Source organism: Sinomicrobium halophytocola, assembly GCF_052983395.1.
Window position 1 is genome coordinate 94,776 of record NZ_JBRKIT010000001.1, and the last position, 18,907, is coordinate 113,682.

General features: G+C 42.9%; 12 protein-coding genes and 1 tRNA gene. 11 read left to right on the forward strand and 2 right to left on the reverse strand.

Going from position 1 to position 18,907, the window contains the following annotated elements; genetic code table 11:
* Positions 1-74: 74 nt before the first annotated feature.
* The 4 genes from ACVBDY_RS00360 to ACVBDY_RS00375 all read left to right on the forward strand — a co-directional run bounded on the left by ACVBDY_RS00360 (position 75) and on the right by ACVBDY_RS00375 (position 2,379).
* Complete coding sequence (locus tag ACVBDY_RS00360) at positions 75-824, forward strand: cyclase family protein (protein ID WP_447173502.1); 750 nt, start codon at positions 75-77, stop codon at positions 822-824.
* Between the two features lie 93 nt (positions 825-917).
* Positions 918-1,289 carry a DUF4260 domain-containing protein gene (locus ACVBDY_RS00365; protein ID WP_447173503.1) on the forward strand — a complete coding sequence of 124 codons (372 nt, stop codon included), beginning with the start codon at positions 918-920 and terminating at the stop codon, positions 1,287-1,289.
* Entirely contained in the window at positions 1,286-1,924 is a 639-nt protein-coding gene (locus ACVBDY_RS00370) for a DUF4230 domain-containing protein (RefSeq protein WP_447173504.1), read from the forward strand. Before ACVBDY_RS00365 ends, ACVBDY_RS00370 begins: the two co-directional genes overlap by 4 nt.
* A gap of 86 nt (positions 1,925-2,010) precedes the next feature.
* The gene (locus ACVBDY_RS00375) at positions 2,011-2,379 is read left to right on the forward strand and encodes an MmcQ/YjbR family DNA-binding protein (RefSeq protein ID WP_447173505.1); all 369 of its coding nucleotides are present in this window, start codon (positions 2,011-2,013) and stop codon (positions 2,377-2,379) included.
* A gap of 154 nt (positions 2,380-2,533) precedes the next feature.
* On the opposite strand, the gene ACVBDY_RS00380 is transcribed toward ACVBDY_RS00375, so the two are convergent.
* Positions 2,534-3,937: a dipeptidase gene (locus tag ACVBDY_RS00380; protein ID WP_447173506.1), complete on the reverse strand. Its 1,404-nt coding sequence runs from the start codon at positions 3,935-3,937 to the stop codon at positions 2,534-2,536.
* 124 nt (positions 3,938-4,061) lie between these two features.
* Between ACVBDY_RS00380 and ACVBDY_RS00385 the strand changes: the two genes are divergently transcribed.
* Positions 4,062-4,143, forward strand: a tRNA-Leu gene (locus tag ACVBDY_RS00385).
* 381 nt (positions 4,144-4,524) lie between these two features.
* Here ACVBDY_RS00385 and ACVBDY_RS00390 read toward each other — a convergent pair.
* Positions 4,525-5,490 (reverse strand): substrate-binding domain-containing protein, encoded by a 966-nt coding sequence (locus ACVBDY_RS00390; RefSeq protein ID WP_447173507.1) that lies wholly within the window; start codon positions 5,488-5,490, stop codon positions 4,525-4,527.
* Positions 5,491-5,914: 424 nt separating this feature from the next.
* On the opposite strand from ACVBDY_RS00390, the gene ACVBDY_RS00395 reads away from it, so the two are divergent.
* The 6 genes from ACVBDY_RS00395 to ACVBDY_RS00420 all read left to right on the forward strand — a co-directional run bounded on the left by ACVBDY_RS00395 (position 5,915) and on the right by ACVBDY_RS00420 (position 18,724).
* The gene (locus ACVBDY_RS00395) at positions 5,915-7,279 is read left to right on the forward strand and encodes a glycoside hydrolase family 16 protein (RefSeq protein WP_447173508.1); all 1,365 of its coding nucleotides are present in this window, start codon (positions 5,915-5,917) and stop codon (positions 7,277-7,279) included.
* A 75-nt stretch (positions 7,280-7,354) separates the two neighbouring features.
* On the forward strand, positions 7,355-10,432 hold the full coding sequence (locus ACVBDY_RS00400; protein ID WP_447173509.1) for a SusC/RagA family TonB-linked outer membrane protein: 3,078 nt from the start codon (positions 7,355-7,357) through the stop codon (positions 10,430-10,432).
* A gap of 1 nt (position 10,433) precedes the next feature.
* The gene (locus ACVBDY_RS00405; protein WP_447173510.1) at positions 10,434-12,068 is read left to right on the forward strand and encodes a RagB/SusD family nutrient uptake outer membrane protein; all 1,635 of its coding nucleotides are present in this window, start codon (positions 10,434-10,436) and stop codon (positions 12,066-12,068) included.
* 546 nt (positions 12,069-12,614) lie between these two features.
* The gene (locus tag ACVBDY_RS00410) at positions 12,615-15,413 is read left to right on the forward strand and encodes a glycoside hydrolase family 2 protein (RefSeq protein ID WP_447173511.1); all 2,799 of its coding nucleotides are present in this window, start codon (positions 12,615-12,617) and stop codon (positions 15,411-15,413) included.
* A gap of 14 nt (positions 15,414-15,427) precedes the next feature.
* Positions 15,428-17,203: a hypothetical protein gene (locus tag ACVBDY_RS00415; RefSeq protein WP_447173512.1), complete on the forward strand. Its 1,776-nt coding sequence runs from the start codon at positions 15,428-15,430 to the stop codon at positions 17,201-17,203.
* 6 nt (positions 17,204-17,209) lie between these two features.
* Positions 17,210-18,724 carry a sialate O-acetylesterase gene (locus ACVBDY_RS00420; protein ID WP_447173513.1) on the forward strand — a complete coding sequence of 505 codons (1,515 nt, stop codon included), beginning with the start codon at positions 17,210-17,212 and terminating at the stop codon, positions 18,722-18,724.
* Positions 18,725-18,907 lie beyond the last annotated feature (183 nt).

Here is an 18,907-nt window from a genome sequence, read left to right on the forward strand (position 1 = left end):
TCAGCCACCTACGCCCATGTCCTAAACCTGGAACCTGGACCTGTAACTTTAAACCATTATTCCTAAATTGCAGTATGCAAACGACTATACAACACCGGGGAGTTACATACCGTACCGACCTGGACCAACCGATAGATATTTCCATCCCGTTACGAGCCTCGGAAGACAATCCTGTGGCGTGGTATCTCGGAGCTCCCGAAATAACTCCTGTACAATCCGGCGACTGGACGGGGAGTGTGGAACAGGGCGCTTCCACCAACTTTAATAATATATTTTTCAATCCCCATGCACATGGTACCCATACGGAGTGTGCCGGGCATATTACCAGGGAGTTTTACAGTGTCAACGATGTGTTGCAAAAGTTTTTCTTTATTGCGGAACTGATCTCCGTACAACCGGAAACTGAGGGCGAAGAAGACCAGGTTATTTCGCGGAAGCAGGTAGAAAATCTTCTTTCGGGAAAGGATCCGGAAGCAGTCATTATTCGTACTTTACCTAATGACAAAGGCAAGCTCATCCGGAAATATTCCCATACCAATCCACCGTACCTCGAAGAAGAGGTCGCCTTGTATCTTCGGGAAACGGGGATAAGACACCTTTTAATTGACCTTCCTTCCGTAGATAAAGAAAAGGATGATGGCAAATTGCTGGGTCATAAGGCATTCTGGGATATAAACGGTAAAATAAGGCTGGATGCTACCATCACAGAATTTATTTTTGTGCCCGATTTCGTACCGGATGGAACATATTTGTTAAATTTACAGATAGCATCTTTTGAAAACGATGCTTCCCCGAGTAAACCGATACTCTATAAAATATGGTAAAATGAAATGCCCTTAAGCAAAATTGTCATACCAACCGATATGATTACTTAGGGCATTCCATCTGACCCATAAAAAACAAATAAAAATAAACAGATGAAACGGACGATACAGGTAGAAGAGTTATTAATGTTCATTCTGGGAGTCTACTTATTCCGGCAGACCGATTATTCCTGGTGGTGGTTTTTCGGACTCTTTCTGGCACCTGATATAGGAATGATAGGATATATATGGGGTACCAGGGCAGGAGCGGTTACTTATAATCTTATGCACCATAAAGGAATTGCAATAGGGTTATTTTTGCTGGGCATTTTTTTTGGGTCACAAGCCTTGCAGATAGCCGGCGCCATATGTTTTGCCCATTCCGGTTTTGACCGTGTACTCGGATACGGGTTGAAATACGGAAATTCCTTTAACAACACACACCTGGGATTAATAGGAAAAGAGAAAAAATCAAATAGTTTATGAACGATATTTTTACCTTGCTGGTAGGTCTGGTATTGGGCGTTATTGCCACATACTGGTTGTATACCTACCTCAAGAGGAGGCAAAGCAAGCAACTCACACAAAAGCAGTCGGTAGTATTACTGGAAAAAATACGTAGAGTGTGTAAACTGACTACAGTAGAAGGCGACTTTGCAGAGATCTATCATTATGAAAATACCAGGCAACATCTCTTAAGCCTTATATCCAGTAGAAAGAAAGCGCTGATCATTATCAATGCCAAAGTGCATATAGGTTTTGATCTCCGCAAGGTGAGGATGCGGGCCGATAACAATGGAAAACGCATTATTCTGACCGATTTTCCGCAACCACAGGTCCTGTCTATAGAGCCCGATCTCAAGTATTACGATGTGAAGAACGGCCTGTTTAACAGGTTTGCTTCTACGGACCTTACGGAACTCAACAAAGAGGCAAAACAGCATATTCTGGACAAAATTCCGGAGAGCGGACTTATGGAAACAGCCCGGAAGGAAGTTCTGGAAGCCGTTTTGCTGATAGAGACCATTGTACAGACCATAGGCTGGAAACTGGATTACTCTGCGCTGGAAATAACAGAAAGAGAAAAAGAGAAGATTGAAGCAAAGACAGAAGAGTATTAAAAGATGAAGATGTCTGACCGACCATATAAGGGCAAATAACACCATACCCCGGATAATAAAGGGAACACTAACATAACATCCGACATATGACTATTGACAGATTGAGGAATTATTGTCTGAATAAAAAAGGAGCTACAGAAGATACCCCTTTCGGAGAAGATACCATAGTTTTTAAGGTAATGGGAAAAATGTTTGCCCTGACCTCGCTTGATAAGTGGGAAGCGGGAGATCATTCCGTTAACCTGAAATGCGAACCGGAACGGACAGAAGAACTGAGAGCGGAATACCAAAGCATACAGCCGGGATATCATATGAATAAAAGACATTGGAATACGGTAGACCTGGACGATGGAGAGCTTTCCGAAGAACTTATCCGGGAACTCATCGATATTTCCTATGACCTGGTGGTGAAGGGGCTTACGAAAAGACAACGCGAAAACCTCGATTCCCTCTAAAGGTATCTGTAGGTAGTAAAATAGCGGAAAATCACCTAAAACTGTCATTCCGGACGGAATTGTAAAATGTGGCGGACTGAAAAAATGAGTCCGTTTGATTTCGCCCGAAGTGACAGAATAAAGAGCTATTGACTTTTTTGCGGTTGGGGGCTCCCTATGTATTTTCTTCGGACTTATACAATTCCGTAAAATATTTATAGAATAAGGGAATGGTTTCTATCCCCTTCAGGTAGTTAAAAATACCGAAGTGCTCATTGGGCGAATGTATGGCATCCGTGTCCAGTCCGAAGCCCATTAATATGGTTTTGCTGTGCAGTTTCTTTTCAAACAGGGATATGATGGGAATGCTTCCCCCGCTTCGTTGCGGAATGGGAGGGATGCCAAAGGTGTCGCTGTAGGCTTTGCTCGCTGCCTGATAACCGATATTGTCAATAGGAGTTGCATATGCCTGTCCGCCATGATGGGGTTTTACGAGTACCTTCACACCTTTCGGGGCAATACTCTCGAAATGTTTTTTAAATAATTCCGTGATCTCCACCCAGTCCTGGTCCGGAACCAGCCGCATGGATATTTTGGCATACGCCTTTGCAGGGATTACTGTTTTGGCACCTTCACCTGTATATCCACCCCATATACCGTTGACATCCAGAGTAGGGCGAATGGAATTACGTTCGTTGGTCGTATAACCGTTTTCGCCGTAAACATCATCGATGTTCAGGGTATTTTTATATTTTTCGAGGGAAAAAGGGGCTTTGGCCATTTCCGCCCGTTCTTCTGGTGAAATTTCCTCTACTTTATCGTAAAAACCGGGAATGGTAATATGATTGTTTTCATCATGCAGGGAGGCGATCATCCTGGTCAGGATATTTATAGGATTGGCCACTGCACCGCCGTATAACCCGGAGTGCAGGTCACGATTAGGCCCCGTGACTTCCACTTCCACATAGCTCAACCCCCTTAATCCGGTGGTAATGGAGGGCTGTTCGTTACTTATCATTCCCGTATCGGAAATGAGGATGACATCATTTTTCAGCTTTTCCTGGTTGCGTTCGATAAACCAACCCAGGCTTTCCGAACCTACTTCTTCCTCGCCTTCTATCATAAATTTGACGTTACAAGGAAGTGTATGGTGCTTTACCATGTATTCCAGGGCTTTTACATGCATGTACATTTGGCCCTTATCATCACAGGCTCCTCTTGCAAAAATGGCACCTTCCGGATGGATATTCGTCTTTTTGATCACCGGTTCAAACGGACCGCTTTCCCAAAGTTCCACCGGATCGGGCGGTTGCACGTCGTAGTGGCCATAGACCAATACGGTGGGGAGTTCCGGATTGATGGTCTTTTCCCCGTAAACAATAGGATAACCGGGGGTATCACAGATTTCCGCATGGTCGCAACCGGCATTTAAAAGACTTTCTTTTACGGCTTCGGCTGTATTAAGGACATCCTGGGAAAAAGCGGGGTCGGCACTTACGGAGGGAATTCTGAGGAGTTCTATAAGCTCTTCGATAAACCGTTCTTTGTTTTTTTGAACGTATGATGAAATATCTTCCATGAAGCAGAATAACTTTTATAATCTAATCAAAAGTACAAAAAAGATATTTTTCAAAGTGCAGTCGGTTTTTATTCGAAAAATAAATTATATTTGCACCCCGATACTACAACAGTGGTGTCATTTTGCGGGTGTGGTGGAATTGGTAGACACGCTAGACTTAGGATCTAGTGCCGCAAGGTGTGAAGGTTCGAGTCCTTTCACCCGCACAAAAAGCCGAGGAGAAATCTTCGGCTTTTTTTGTTAAAATTAAATCTGAAAAAGCTAATATTACATTTGTAATAATAATAAAGCGTTCCACTTCGGATCATCATTCCCATTTGTTGTGGACTAAGCAAAAATCATTATCAATTTGAGAATGCGCTTGAAAATAAAAAAACAAACTGTATATGAATAAATTTAAAAATTTCATTACACTTTAATTGTTGTTCAGCATTGTCATTTCAAAGCGATATACAATTCTTTAACTACAATCTTAAATTCAGAGATTAAAAATTGGCCCTCGTGAAAATAGTTTTGGTATATTAAAACAATTTATTAATGCCGTCCTGTTGTCATAGTTTCAAATTCAATGAATTATACTTGATACATTACAATGAATTACGGATAATAACTTTAGCTGGATCGCGAAGATTTACAGTTGTACGGTTTAATATGGCTTTGGCCGCTTCTTCTCCCATTTTATGGAAATCGGAACTGATCACGGTAATCCCATTTTCCAGAACCTCTTTAACAGCAGTGTCATTATAGGAAATAAGACCGATGTCTTTACCGAGCTTCCAGTTCTTTTTTCGGGTGATCTTTATGATATCAACATCATCCTTGTCATAGCGGTTAAAAGTGATGTAGGCATCTCCCTTTTTCGTTGTTTTTTCGTCTATGCTGTGAATGACTTGATATTTTTTGTTGTGTTGCCCGGCAAAGGATTCGAAACCTTCAATAAGGTCCTTTGCATGAAAAGCTTCCGGAGGAGCTACTAATACCAGTCGCTGATACTTTTTCAATTGAGGTAACAATGTGGTCAGCGAGTCTTTGATGTCGGATTTATGATCCTGATAGATACAGGTATATTCACCTTCCAGTCCGTTTTCCCGGTGATCTATAATCACCCGTTTGTGTGGAGGTATTTTGTTGAGTACAACTGTCGGATCTTCCTTAAAATATGTATTTATGACAAAATGAGTATAGCTGTTAAGGTTCTCTTCGATAAGCTTTTCAAATACCTTGAAATTATGATGGTGAAAGAACACATCCACATCGGCATGATCCTTTATGGTTTCTAGAAAAGATTGGTATACCCGGTCACGAAGGATATTCATTTTGTCCAGGATGAGACATACCCGGTATGGCAGGTGCTGCTTGATGCGTTTTAAGTAGTATCCCTTGCGGTATTCCGATTCTATAATTCCCTTTTCCGACAGGTAATTCAAGCCTTTTAAAGCAGTTTCCTTGCTTATTTTAAGCCGGGTGGTGAGCTGGATGAGGGAAGGAAGCCGATCATCGATGTTTAATTTTTCTTCCTCTATCAGCGACATGATATAATCAACCAGTTGCATGTATTTTAAACGATGTATGTTACCGGTGCTGTTTGGTATAGAATCCGGAGCCTTTTCCAATATGTGTTGATTATGGATTAATAAATGATTTGCAAATTTATTGTTTTTGTCTGTCCGAAACAAGAAAATGACCACGCTAAACCGGAATAATTAGGAATATCGTAATTTTTTGTACATAAAATTTGGCATTTAAAATTTATTCCACTATACTTGCCTTGAAAAACAGACCATTCCAAACCAGACTAAAATTATGAAAACAATTATGAATCTTTCGCACGGATATCTTGATTTGTCAGGATGGATGATTTTTAATCTCCGTATTTGGATACATATTGGTTGGATTTAAGAATATAGCTTGTTAGGAACCGGGGAACAACGTAGTGAACTACGGATTTTTAAATGTGCAAGATAAACCAATAGATCTATGAGAATAAAACTGTTATTAAGATGGATTTCCTTTCCCACTATGAAGATGTCAATTTATTTTTTAATGATAACCGTCATTTTGCTGGTAGGTTGTGAGAAACGGTCGTTTGAAATGTCTGAGGGTATTAAAGGGGGAGATGCGATGACTTACAATGTAGCTTTACCGGGATATACATTGGTATGGGAGGATAATTTTGACGGTTCGATTTTGGATAGCACAAAATGGAAATACCGTACAGACTGTAAACTTCAGAGTTGTCAGCGACCGGAGAATGTTGTGGTTGATGATACTCTGAAAATTCTCCTGAAGGAAGAAAATTATCAGAACAAACCATACACCGGAGGTGGAATTATCACCAGGCAACCAAGTGGCCACGGTTACTATGAAGTGAGTGCTAAATTGGATGGTGGATACGGTTGGCACGAAGCCTTCTGGACTACAGGAAGCAGCGGATTTGATGACCCAAACCCATTGACCGATGAAGGTGGTCGTAAGTTAGAGATTGATTGTTTTGAACATTATGGAGATTATGATGCGCTTAACTTCACCTACGGTGCCATAGAATGGGGCCCTTTTCAGGGAGGTATAAACCGTGATTACGTCACAATAACGCAGAATCTCGCTGCTGATTATCATACCTATGGATTTGAATATACACCCGATTACTTGAATTATTATTTCGAGGGTGAGTTGCTCAAGACCGTGGATATGCGGAGCGTGCCCCAACATGATTTTTATCTGTGGCTGACGTGTATTGCCACGGAGCCGGATGCCACGGAATCAGGTACGGTTTACTTTGACTATATCAGAGCCTATGAAATTTCTCCGGAAGATTATGAGTTGCGAAAAGTACAATTTATCAACGATCTGGATTCATTGCGTGGCCCGCAAGAGTCAAACGGAACCGATCTATGGGTTGAAGCGGAGGATTTCGTCCACACCAACAATTGGACCATTGAACGGGATATCGACCAAGCAATGGTGCTCAAGGGCTTTGCCGGATATGATGCGGAGCGCGATTCGACCGATTTAAAAGCTACCACGGGCGTTGTTGTTGACGAACCCGGCGTATATAAATTGTGGGTGCGGTCGCGGGATTTCGATACGCAACAGGGGCACCGTAAATTTAAACTGATTATCAATGGGGAGGAGTCACCGGTCGAATTCGGGACACATGGCGAAGTAGGGTATGAATGGCAATCTGGAGGAGATTTTGCTCTGGAAGAAGGGGTGAATATACTGGAACTCTATGACAGTTCTCAATATTTTGCAAGGTGCGATAAAATCCTGTTGACCACTGATATCTCTTTTGAACCGGAGGGAATTGGTGGGTTTGCAAACACATCACATGTAAATCCATAATAGAGAATTTCATCAGGAAGGGAAGGGCTTATTTTTTAAAACTAACCAATCACTTTATCTTAAAAACCTTAAAGAATGAAAAAAAAACTATTATTAGTAATGTTAGCATGTCTGTGCTTTAATAGTGCCTGGAGCCAGGATTTTGTAGTCTCAGGTACAATTACTACTATAGGTAACAACCCCATACCTTTTGCCAATATTGTAGTACAGGGCACCGCAACAGGTACTGTGGCAAACCTGGATGGGGAATATTCCATTACTGTTGCTCCTGATGCTATATTAGTGTTTAGCTATGTGGGTTATAGTAAGCAGGAAGTCAATGTTGATAACCGCACCCAGATCAATATACAACTGGAAGAGGATGTGGCTGCTCTTGACGAAGTGGTGGTCATAGGGTACGGAACACAAAAGAAAGCTAATCTTACCGGGGCTGTAACATCAGTATCTGTTGACGAGGCAGAAGGTAGGGCATTGACCAGTGTTGATCAGCTATTACAGGGAAAAGTAGCCGGGATGAGTATTGTTCAGAATTCAGGCAGGCCTGGTGATGATATGTCAGAAATACGTATCCGGGGAGTATCCTCCATTGACAATAATAATGAACCACTGGTTATTATAGATGGGGTGCAAGGAGAACTGAACGATGTCAGTCCAAATGATATTGCCTCGATATCAATACTGAAAGATGCTGCATCAACTGCTATTTACGGATCAAGGGCATCCGCAGGAGTGATTTTGATTGAAACCAAAAAAGGGACAGCAGACGGAGGCGAATTGAAAATCAATTACAGCGGAACATGGTCTACAAGCTCTCCCACACGTCTGCCGCAAACTGTCGATTCCTGGACGCATGCCGAGATGTTGAATGAGGCTCGGATGAATGTCAGACAACAGCCGGCTTACACGGAAGCTGATATTGAACAGTATCGAGCGCAAGATGATCCAAGGTACCCCAACACAGATTGGTATGACGTGTATTTCCAACAGGGCACGATACAGAACCATTATATTAGCCTACAGGCATCACAAAGAAACTATGGCTTTTCCAATTCCATAACCTTTAAGGACCAAAAAGGAGTATTGATCGGGACCAAAGCAGACCGTTTATCTTTTAACAGTAATCTCTGGGGATACTTTTTCAATAGAAAAGTGAAGGTGTCGGTGGGTGCAAACGGTTATCGGGATAAGGTAAATGAGTTAACTTCACCCACTAATACTGTCATGGCAGAAATCGCAGCAATGACCCCGGTTGCCTTTGTACAATCTATAGATACATTGACAGGAGAAAATAACCTTTATAGCTACAATGGCAGGTTCCTGGCCGGAAAGGAACTCGGGGGCGGCATCAGCACTACTTCTAATGTGCTTAATACACGCGCAATTGTTGAGGTTGAGCCGGTCAAAAATTTAAAAGGAAAAGTGCTTGCGGCAAAAAACAGATATATAAGTCACTATGAAAAACTTGAGCCTGAATTTTATACTGCCGGTGATTTCCTCGAAAACTCCACCAATAGACGACTTTCTTCTTTGGAGAAGCGGTTTATACAACGTGATCAGAATACTTTATTGCTATCCTTGGAATATAAATGGTCTATAGGGCAGCACGATATGCAATTTTTTGCTGCTCATGAAAAATTGGAGACGATTTATAAACGCGACGATGGATCGGCTAGGGAAATATCCAGTAATGCTCCTATCTTTAATTATGGCGATCCCAATACGCTTTACTTGAGTAGTAATGCGAACGAGTATGCTACGGCATCTTATTTTGGCCGTTTTAGCTATGCTTATGCCAATAAGTATTTGTTGGAGTTCAATTTCCGTAGAGACGGTTCTTCTCGTTTTGCGGATGGAAATAAGTGGGGGAACTTTCCGTCTGTTTCCGCGGCCTGGAGGGTCAGTGAAGAAAACTTTATGCAAAAATGGGATTTTATGGACTTGAAGATACGCGGATCCTGGGGGCGTTTGGGCAATCAAAATATCTGGACGCAATATGCCTTTGCCGATGTAATGAGCGGACAAGAATACTATGCATTTGGCAATACGATCGTGCCGGGAAGAGGAACAAACCTGTTGGCTAACAGAGCTACCCGTTGGGAAACGACCGAACAGACCAATATTGGATTCGATCTGTCGCTGTGGAACCGGTTGAGTATAGAAGCAAATTGGTTTCATAAAAAGACGTTCGATATTTTGGCCAGGGTAACTGTTCCCCCTTCTCTGGGGGCAAATACATTGCCCTATCAAAATGTGGGTACCATGGTCAATAAAGGAATCGAGCTTAGCTTGAGTTACAGGTCACCTCACCGTATGGATAAATTTAATTATGCAATCGCCGCAAATCTCACATTTCTAAACAATAAACTGACGGATCTGGGAGGTTTGTCTTTTATTGATCACACTGCCAATACCCGGAGTGTTGTGGGACATCCTTTTTCTTCTTACTATGGTTATCAGGCGGAGCGGATCTACCAGGTGTCTGATTTTGCATGGCAGAACGATAGTGATCCCGCTATTCCGCATAGCGAAAGAGCGTATGTGCTAAAAGAAGGGCTTCCGGATCAGTCGAGCCTTATGGACATGCCCGCACCGGGAGATATTAAATTAGCGGATACCGATGGAAATGGAGAGATAACACCTGACGACCGCAAGTTAATCGGTAACCCCTTGCCTACATTCGAATATGGACTTAGCGTAGACCTTTCCTATAAACAGTTTGCGCTAAATATTATCGCCCATGGTGTGCAAGGTGCCGATGCCTATATGAATGGAATGATGGTTGCACCGTTTTATAACACCAATGGACCGTTGCGTAAAGAACTTGCCGAGAAAAGATGGACGTTCGAAAACCCATCAGAGAAGTACCAGCGTGTATACGTGGATAAAACGCGGGATGCCCTGGTTACCAGTTATAATATTTACGATGCTTCTTTCTTCCGCCTGAAGAGTGTACAGCTTAGCTATGAACTGCCTGATAAGCTCGCACAGTACCTCAGCCTGGACCGTTGCAGGATATTCGTAAATGGGGAGAACCTTTTGTTACTTACACCTTTTATCGAAGGTTTTGACCCCGAACGGAGCTATAGAAATGTAACGGCAGCATTTCATCCGCAGATTTCAAGTTATACCCTGGGCATTAATTTAAATTTTTAGAATGATGAAAAAGAGAAGTATAATAACTTATATATGCTTTTGCACAGGTCTTTTGTCTATCATAACTGCGTGTGATGATAAGTTTTTAGACCGGGAGCCGATAGACTTCCTTTCGCCGGATAACTTCAAAACCGAACGGGACATTCGGGAGGCTGTCAATGGTATTTACAAAGCCTTTATTTCCGATCGGGAAGAACCCATATATACCGATTTTGTGGTGGACAATGGCTATTATCCCGATTATCAATTGCTTTGGACAGGAAATTTTAATAATGAAACCCCGTATATAGTAAACAAATGGTCCCGGAATTATAGGATGATCTTGAGGGCCAATACAGTATTGCATTATATCGAGGAGGTGGAGATGTCTCAGGAGAGCTACGATCAATACCGGGGGGAGGCATTGTTCCTGCGAGCTTTAGCTTATTTTGATCTGTCATTTTTTTATGGTGATGTGCCCTTACGCATAAAACCGGAAGGATTGGATGAAGCCGATAAGCCGCTGACGCCCAAAACGGAAATTTTAGAATTCGTGTTGAACGATTTAGAGGAAGCTGCGGAACTCTTGCCTACGTCCTATTCTGAGGGTGATAGGGGAAGGGCGACGCAAGGGGCAGCTTTGGCCATAAAAGCCCGGGCGTTGTTATTTAATCATCGTTATGAAGAAGCGGCGGAGTATTGTGCAAAAGTAAGAGCATTGGACATGTATGAAATCCGACCGGAATACCAACTGTTATTTTTGCCGGAAGGAGAGGCCGATAACAAAGAAGTGATCTTTGATCAGCAGTACGAACAGCTTGCGGATCAGTTTGGCCTGTCGACAATATGGTATACCCGATTCCGGTCCTACAGCGGCTATCAGGTATCTTATGATCTGTACGAGCAGTTTTATTCCACCAATGGACTCTCTATCAATGATCCCGATAATACATTGTATGACCCCACCATAAAATCTACCGGGCTTGCGGCACCTTCTCTCTATATCAAAGAGGGAGGGTACGACAATCGTTTCCAAAACCGTGACCCTCGCTTACATTACTCTCTTGTTGTACCTTATTCTATCCGGGATTATCATTTGGAGACCGGCGAACCTATCGTGTCTTATCCATCCCAGCAGGCATCGGCAAACTTTACGAGTTTTCGGGTTAGAAAATATCTCGACTATTCGGATAACGGCATCAACAATATTTCAGGTGTCAACCCGGTTATTATTCGCTATGCCGATGTGCTGCTCATGGAGGCCGAGGCACTCGTAGAGAGCGGAAGTTACAATGAGTCACATGTGTATGACCTCATCAATCAGGTGCGCCAGCGTGCCAGCGTGATGATGCCAAAAGTAGAGGATGTGGAAGGCCCGGGACTTTCGCCCGAGAATCTGATAACTGTAATTCGTCACGAAAGAAGAGTGGAATTTGCCTTTGAAGGACTGCGTCTGTTTGATATGATGCGTTGGGAAATTGGGGAAGAGGTTTATAAAGATTTACGCGGATACAGGCCGCAAGAACTTACGCCTTATGCAAGTACGATTAACTACGAGGTGTATTCGGTACTTAATCGGACATACGATCCATCCCGCGGATACCAATGGCCTATTCCTAAAGTTGAACTGGATGCCAATAAGGCAATCATTCAATAAGGAGCCATATAACAGGTTTTGTTATGTTATAAATGAAAAAAATGATGTGAAAATATACTCAGTACATGACAAAATTCAATTCCGCAGGATTTTCCTCTCCCGAAAGCTTTCGGAATTTGACCCTGGCCCTCTAAAGGGAGATCTCGATAAATATCGGGACGAGGAAAATCGGGTTCCCTTTAGGGGTAGGGTAAAACTGATTTTTCGACAAATAGTGCCAAAATCTAATTTTGTCATGTACTAAAGAAAATATATCAAGTTTGTTGATATCCTTAGGATGAAACATCTATGATTAATTTTTAATAAACCAGAATAATGAAAAAAAATACTCAGTTTTTCAATGTCAGAGCTAATTTATGGACATCAACGTCAGACAACGCAGTATCGATGTTAGGATACGGACGGGTATTGGAGGATTCTCGCGATCAGAATATAAACAGGAGTACGATTGCCAACAGGGAGGGATACTCCGCTATATATGTGCGGGATAGATAGGGTTAATGTAATAGATATCTACAAGTGCATAACCTATAAATTATCGAATTTATGAACCCGATATTATTTTTAACCCAGTTTTCCCATTTATGGAGGAAGGTGATGATTTTTCTCCCATCGTACAGTATTGATTTATTAGTTGGATGTAAAAAACTCATAGACGACTCATCTGATTTGGATAATGCTCCCAAAGAAGGATCTGCTCCACTTCCCGGTTATGCGTTGATGTGGGAAGGCGAGTTTGATATGCCTGTGTTAGCTGTGGAACGTCAGCGATACCGCACGCAGTTCAAATGGAGTTTTTTGTTTTTGTGTTGTTGTTTGTTCGTCGAACCTGGTTGGGCGAGAAGTGTGGAAGGTGAGGAGTACCTGTCGCTCAATGGATATTGGGCATTTAAAACCATCGAAGTATTGGAGGATGCTGTTTCCTTGACCCATCCCGACTCCGTTTGGGAAGAAAGAGACTCATTGTTCGTTCCCGGCAATTGGGATACAGAATCGGCTTACGCCCATTACAAGGGATTGGGCGTGTATCGCAGAGATATACAAGTACCTGCCACGTGGAAAAACGACATTATTCGTATACATTTTGAAGCCGTCTATGAGACAGCGTCCGTATATATTAACGGACGTTATGTTGGAAGCCACAGAGGAGGGTATACACCTTTTGAATTTCGGGTGGAAGATCTTTTGAAAATTGGCGAAAATAATGTCATTGCGGTGGTGGCGGATAATCGGTATAGACGAGGAGCTTGGTGGGCTTGGGGAGGAATTAGCCGCGATGTCGCTTTAGTGAGAAATAAGCCTGTCAGAATAAATCAGCTTCTCATAACACCCGATGTCGATTTGCAAACAAAGAAAGGCGAAGTGGAGATAGCTTATCGTTTGGAAAATAACGCTTTGGACAAAGCCGACATGCAGGTTTCCGTGCAACTATTTGCCGATGATCAGTATAAGACCATTATCGCAGCCACAAACTATACGGTAACTGTGCCTAACGAACAATCCGCTACGCAGAAACTCACCCTAAAGCTGGCAGATGCCGTAAAGCTATGGCATATCGATTATCCCTCTCTATATGGTTGCGAAATCACGATCAGTAAGGACGGACAAAAACTACATCAGAAACGTAGTGCCTTTGGTTTTCGCAAAATCGAAATCAAGGGACAACAGCTGCTATTGAACGGAGAGCCTGTTAGGCTTGCTGGCTTTAACCGTGTGCATGATCACCGTGCGGTGGGCAATACCGAACCACTATGGCTCATCAAGAAAGACCTGGACCACATGAAAAGCCTGGGGTGTAACATGACACGAATGATGCACGCACCGTTATCCTCAGAATTATTGGCGTATGCAGATAAAATAGGAATGCTTATCATCGCCGAAATCCCTGTTTGGGGAATCGAAGATCCACAAGCATTTGAAAACAACCCGCTTACACGTCATTGGCTAAAAGAAATGATTGAACGAGACTACAACCATCCGTCGATAATAGGATGGAGTATGGGCAATGAATTGGCGGCTGAGACGGAAGACAGAAAAAAGTGGGCGATGAGCCGTGAACAGTCCCAATACGTTATCTCGATGATGCGGTATGTACGGTCAGCGTTGGATGACAGTCGTCTAGTAACCTACGTTTCGTTTACTGCTTTTAGGGACAACGATCCCAGGATGGAACCCGCTCAACATGCCGATATGGTTTGTTTTAATAGTTATGGTGATTTTGTGGAAATGGCACAAAAAATCCATCAGCGCTGGCCCCGGAAATTGATTTTGGTATCTGAATTTGGGCAGGGGCAAATAGGTTATCATCAAGATGACACTTTGGATGAACGGATTCCTGATAGGCTGAAACGTGTGGCAGCGCTTCCTTATGTGGCAGGGGCTTCTCTCTGGACGTATAACGACTATCGGAGCGATTATAGACAAACTCCGCTTGGAGGCGACCGTACCTGGGGGGTAGTGGATGTATGGCGCACACCAAAAAAGGCGGCGCAACAGATCCGCGAAGCATTTGCTCCCATAGCGGGTTTAGATGCAGACTGGGCAGTACGTCAAAACAACCTAAAGGTAACCATCCATCCCCGAGCGCAGCATGCGCTACCCGCTTATGTACTGAGAGGTTATAGGCTCCGTTTGCAAGCGTATGCTAAAAACGGGAAGGGATATAGTAGCGATTCCATCGTATTGAACGACATTCACCCGGGTGATGAAAGCATTCAACATGTTTTTTCGCAACCCAGGCAGTGGAGAAACGCATCGTTTATCAAGTTAAGTTTAGTCAGTCCCACCAACCACATCGTTTATCAACGCTTTGTGTACAAAGATGCTCCCAACCCACCGGAGATTACACAAATACTGACCGCAGATACCGTGGCAAGACTTTATTTCAAACCTGTTTTGCCAGAAACACAGGTTGTATTGATATTTCCCGGCGGAGATACGATCAAGACCACAGCCTTGTCTATTGATATACCGAAAAGAAGATTGTCCGGAAATGGAAAAGTCCATATATATATTTCTAACCACAAGGGCAAAAGCAAACCCTTATTACCTGACATACAATTTTCCGGGGCGCCATTGCCTCCCGTTATCCGAAAGGCGATGCAAGTAACGGACGGGATTGTAGTAGGTTATGAGGTACAAACCACAGACAGCCGTTACCGCATACAATACCGACCCGTACAAACCCCTGACCATGTCCAAGAAGTCGAGACCGGGCTGGAAGGGTCTACCAAGATTAAGGTTACGGATCCCGTTGGTTATGAAGTGAGAATCAGGGAAGAACGCCCTGACAAGGAAAGCCAATGGTCTCCTTGGGAAAAAGTAGAAGAAAACAAGATTATATAAACTAATAAATAGAGATGCGGGCAAGATATAAAATAGAACACAAAGAACTGCGGTATAGAGGATTGATGATATGGATAGTCCTCCTTGTCGCCGGAACGACAATTGGGGTTAATGCTGCAAGGATGCAGGATAACACCGTAGAGGTTTCAGACTTTGGTGCATTGCCCAATGATGGAAAATGTGATCGAGCAGCTATAAAAAGGGCTCTGGACTATGCAAAAACTGTGAAGGCAGAAGAACTGGTATTTGATGTAGGAACTTATGACCTATTCGTAAGCGATGCTTCTAAGAATACCGGCCTGGATATTTTGAGCCTGCATGATTTTACAATGAGAGGCGCTATCAATCAGAAGGGAAACCCTGCAACGACTTTTCTTCGTCATTATGACTTCAAAAATGATATGCACGGTAAACCCATTTTGTCTGTGCGTCATAGCAACAACTTCCGTTTGCAAAACATTATTTTTGACAATAATCCACGGTATTCTACCGCGGGTGAAGTGGTTACCAACGATGGGGAATCTGTTACGGTAAAAATATTTGAAGGCAATCCGGTGATTGATGGCACCTTGTTTTTTACGAGTAATATTTGGGATCTGTCAACCAAAAACCTCAAAAAAGTGGAAAGCCCGACTTATGGAGGAGATGTATACAAGAAAAGAGAGGAATATACATGGCATGTCGTGGGAGACACGGCCAATCGGATCATGCAGCTCCATTCGCCTACTCTAGCGTCGAAAGTTGCTATAGGAGAGGGGCTCAGTTGGCATTTCTCATATAAAGGTATTCAAGTCAATTTCTATATGTGTAATGATCTGTCCGTAGAAAATGTATGGACATTTAATGCCATTGGTTTTTGTATGCGAGCCGAAGCATGTGAAAACATCACAGCCAAAAAAGTCAAGATCATAGCTCCCGACAATCAGTTGGCTGTCGGTTCTCGCGATGGGTGGAAGCTGTACGCCTGTCGTGGAAAAGTCGTCATGGACGAAATCTATATGGAGGGAGTACGTTGGGATGGACAAAATGTACACGGATCATTTTTATGGCCGTACCAGGTCGTCGATAAGCATACGATATGGCTAAAAAAGAAAGAAGGCGCTGCTTTCCCTATCCCGGTAGGTTCGAAGATAGGTTTCTGGAATGGTAAGGAGGAAATATTACGTACCGTGCAAAAATCAGAATTAAAGCCCACCGGAAAAAAGGAACGTGGATTTTTATTGACGTTTACAGAGCCCGTCCCTGATTTTGTGAATGAAAAAACCCTTTGCCTGATATATGGTTGGAATATAGATAACTATATGTTGAGCAATTCGACTTTTCGAAATATAGCAGGCAGTGCCAGCCTTATCCGCAATTCCAATGTGAGCATTGTGAACAATACGTTCGATCATATCATGTACCCGGCCATTATGATTGGGGGAGCCATTAATGAAGGAGAGGGGGTGGTACCGAAAAATGTAAGGATTGAAAGAAACAAAATAACACATTCGGGATGGATGTCGCGTCATGGTATCACCGGAGCGATCGGTATCCGCAACCAGGAAGAGGGTGAAGAACTGGTTTTTCATACGAATAAAGACCCTAAACTTCAGGAACGAAAATCGCCCTGGATGACGGATGTGCGTGTTATAGGAAATACGATTGAGGATAGTAGAGAGGGCATCGTAGCCAAAGGGACGTTAGGGATGCATGTCAGGGGAAATAAGTTTTTTAGGGTAAAAAAAAACATTGATGTAGAAAAAGAAAGTAATCCCGATGTACGTATCGAAGGAAATAATATTAAATAGAGATAGATGGAATTAGCAAAAATGAAGAATTTTATCGGACTGTTTTTGGTCTTGGTAGCAACGGTCGCTCAAGCGCAATTGCGAATGCCGCACTATTTTTCTGACCATGCGGTACTTCAGCGGGATCAACCCGTGGTATTGTGGGGGTGGTCGAAACCGAGCGATAAGTTATCGGTTACTATTGGAGATGAGTATTATACCGCAAAAGCGGGTGCCGACAGTATATGGCAGGTTCAGCTCCCTGCCAAATCAGCCGGAGGGCCCTACGACATCAGTATTTCGAGCGCCATGGAAAATGTCGTTATAAAAGACATTTATTTTGGCGATGTGTATTTCTGTAGCGGACAAAGCAATATGGCATTTCTGATGAAGAATGAACTGCATAATCAAGAAGAAAAGGAGGAATTTCCATTGATAAGGCAACTCTTTGTGTACCGTAAAACGGCGATCTCTCCACAAAAGGATGTGTTAAAAGCCGAATGGATGGTAACGGAAACTTCGAGTTTCAATAGATTGTCCGCTGTAGCCTATTATTTTGCAAAATCATTGCATAAACAAGAAGGCGTTCCGATCGGGATTATTCATGCTTCATGGGGAGCATCTCCTATAGAAACATTTATGGATGCCTCGTCTTTGAGCGAGTTTAAAGATGCCTCGGCCAAGGTAGAAAAGATTACACCGGAATTTATAAAAAACACACGGAAAGCCAATGAACAGTTATTGAAAGAGAATCCTGATGTGAGGAATCCCAAAGGTCTTGTCAACATAGAAAACCGCTATCCTACGATGATGTACAACGGTATGATCGCACCTTTTTTCGCTTACCCTGTAAAAGGCGTGGTTTGGTATCAAGGGGAAAACAACGCCTTTGTGCCCTTATGTTATGATTACGAGGCGATGCTCTCCAATTTGATTACGTCATGGCGTGCATCGTGGAACGATAAGAAATTACCTTTTTTTATTGTTCAGTTAGCCAATTATGGGAAAGTTATTGACAAACCGAAGGCCTCGGCTTGGGCTGTAGTGCAGGAAGCACAATTCAACGTCAGCCAACGTATGAAGTATGTTCGCACCGTTGTAATCAATGATATTGGTGATCCATCGGATATTCATCCGCGAAATAAAAGAGATGTCGGCAAACGTTTGGCTGCCTCAGCTTTACAAGTAATCTACAGACATAAAAAGGAGACCGTAGAAGGACCGGTTTTACGCAAAGCGGATATCAAAGACAATGTATTTGAGCTTTCTTTTAAAAATGTAGGAAGCGGACTCATGGCTAAGGATGACGGTAATGAGCTCCTCGCTTTTGCCCTGGCTGGTGAAGATAACAAGTTCTACAGAGCTACGGCAGAAATCCGAGGCGATAAAGTTGTAGTGTATAGCAAAGATGTGCCAAAGCCTGTTTATGTACGGTATGCGTTTGAAAGTAGTCCGGAGAACATTAATTTTTACAACAAAGAAGGTTTTCCGGCTGTGCCTTTTCGCACTGATAGGCTAAAAGATGCGAAAACACGTCTTTGATAATGGTTATCTGTTGAATATTTGTTCGGAAACACAAGTGATCACCTATGCCATGCAACAGCCGCATGTTGGCCTTATACCCCATCCACGTTTTGTTGGAAAGACGGGCATAGCCCCGTGGGATATCGCAGAAATTACAAAGCTTATCATAATATCATCGGCGAAAGTAAAATTGTTGTAGAA

Coding starts and splice junctions, on each gene's coding strand:
- ACVBDY_RS00360 (WP_447173502.1), top strand. CDS start 75: ATGCAAACGACTATACAACACCGGGGAGTTACATACCGTACCGACCTG.
- ACVBDY_RS00365 (WP_447173503.1), top strand. CDS start 918: ATGAAACGGACGATACAGGTAGAAGAGTTATTAATGTTCATTCTGGGA.
- ACVBDY_RS00370 (WP_447173504.1), top strand. CDS start 1,286: ATGAACGATATTTTTACCTTGCTGGTAGGTCTGGTATTGGGCGTTATT.
- ACVBDY_RS00375 (WP_447173505.1), top strand. CDS start 2,011: ATGACTATTGACAGATTGAGGAATTATTGTCTGAATAAAAAAGGAGCT.
- ACVBDY_RS00380 (WP_447173506.1), bottom strand. CDS start 3,937: ATGGAAGATATTTCATCATACGTTCAAAAAAACAAAGAACGGTTTATC.
- ACVBDY_RS00390 (WP_447173507.1), bottom strand. CDS start 5,490: ATGCAACTGGTTGATTATATCATGTCGCTGATAGAGGAAGAAAAATTA.
- ACVBDY_RS00395 (WP_447173508.1), top strand. CDS start 5,915: ATGAGAATAAAACTGTTATTAAGATGGATTTCCTTTCCCACTATGAAG.
- ACVBDY_RS00400 (WP_447173509.1), top strand. CDS start 7,355: ATGAAAAAAAAACTATTATTAGTAATGTTAGCATGTCTGTGCTTTAAT.
- ACVBDY_RS00405 (WP_447173510.1), top strand. CDS start 10,434: ATGATGAAAAAGAGAAGTATAATAACTTATATATGCTTTTGCACAGGT.
- ACVBDY_RS00410 (WP_447173511.1), top strand. CDS start 12,615: ATGAACCCGATATTATTTTTAACCCAGTTTTCCCATTTATGGAGGAAG.
- ACVBDY_RS00415 (WP_447173512.1), top strand. CDS start 15,428: ATGCGGGCAAGATATAAAATAGAACACAAAGAACTGCGGTATAGAGGA.
- ACVBDY_RS00420 (WP_447173513.1), top strand. CDS start 17,210: ATGGAATTAGCAAAAATGAAGAATTTTATCGGACTGTTTTTGGTCTTG.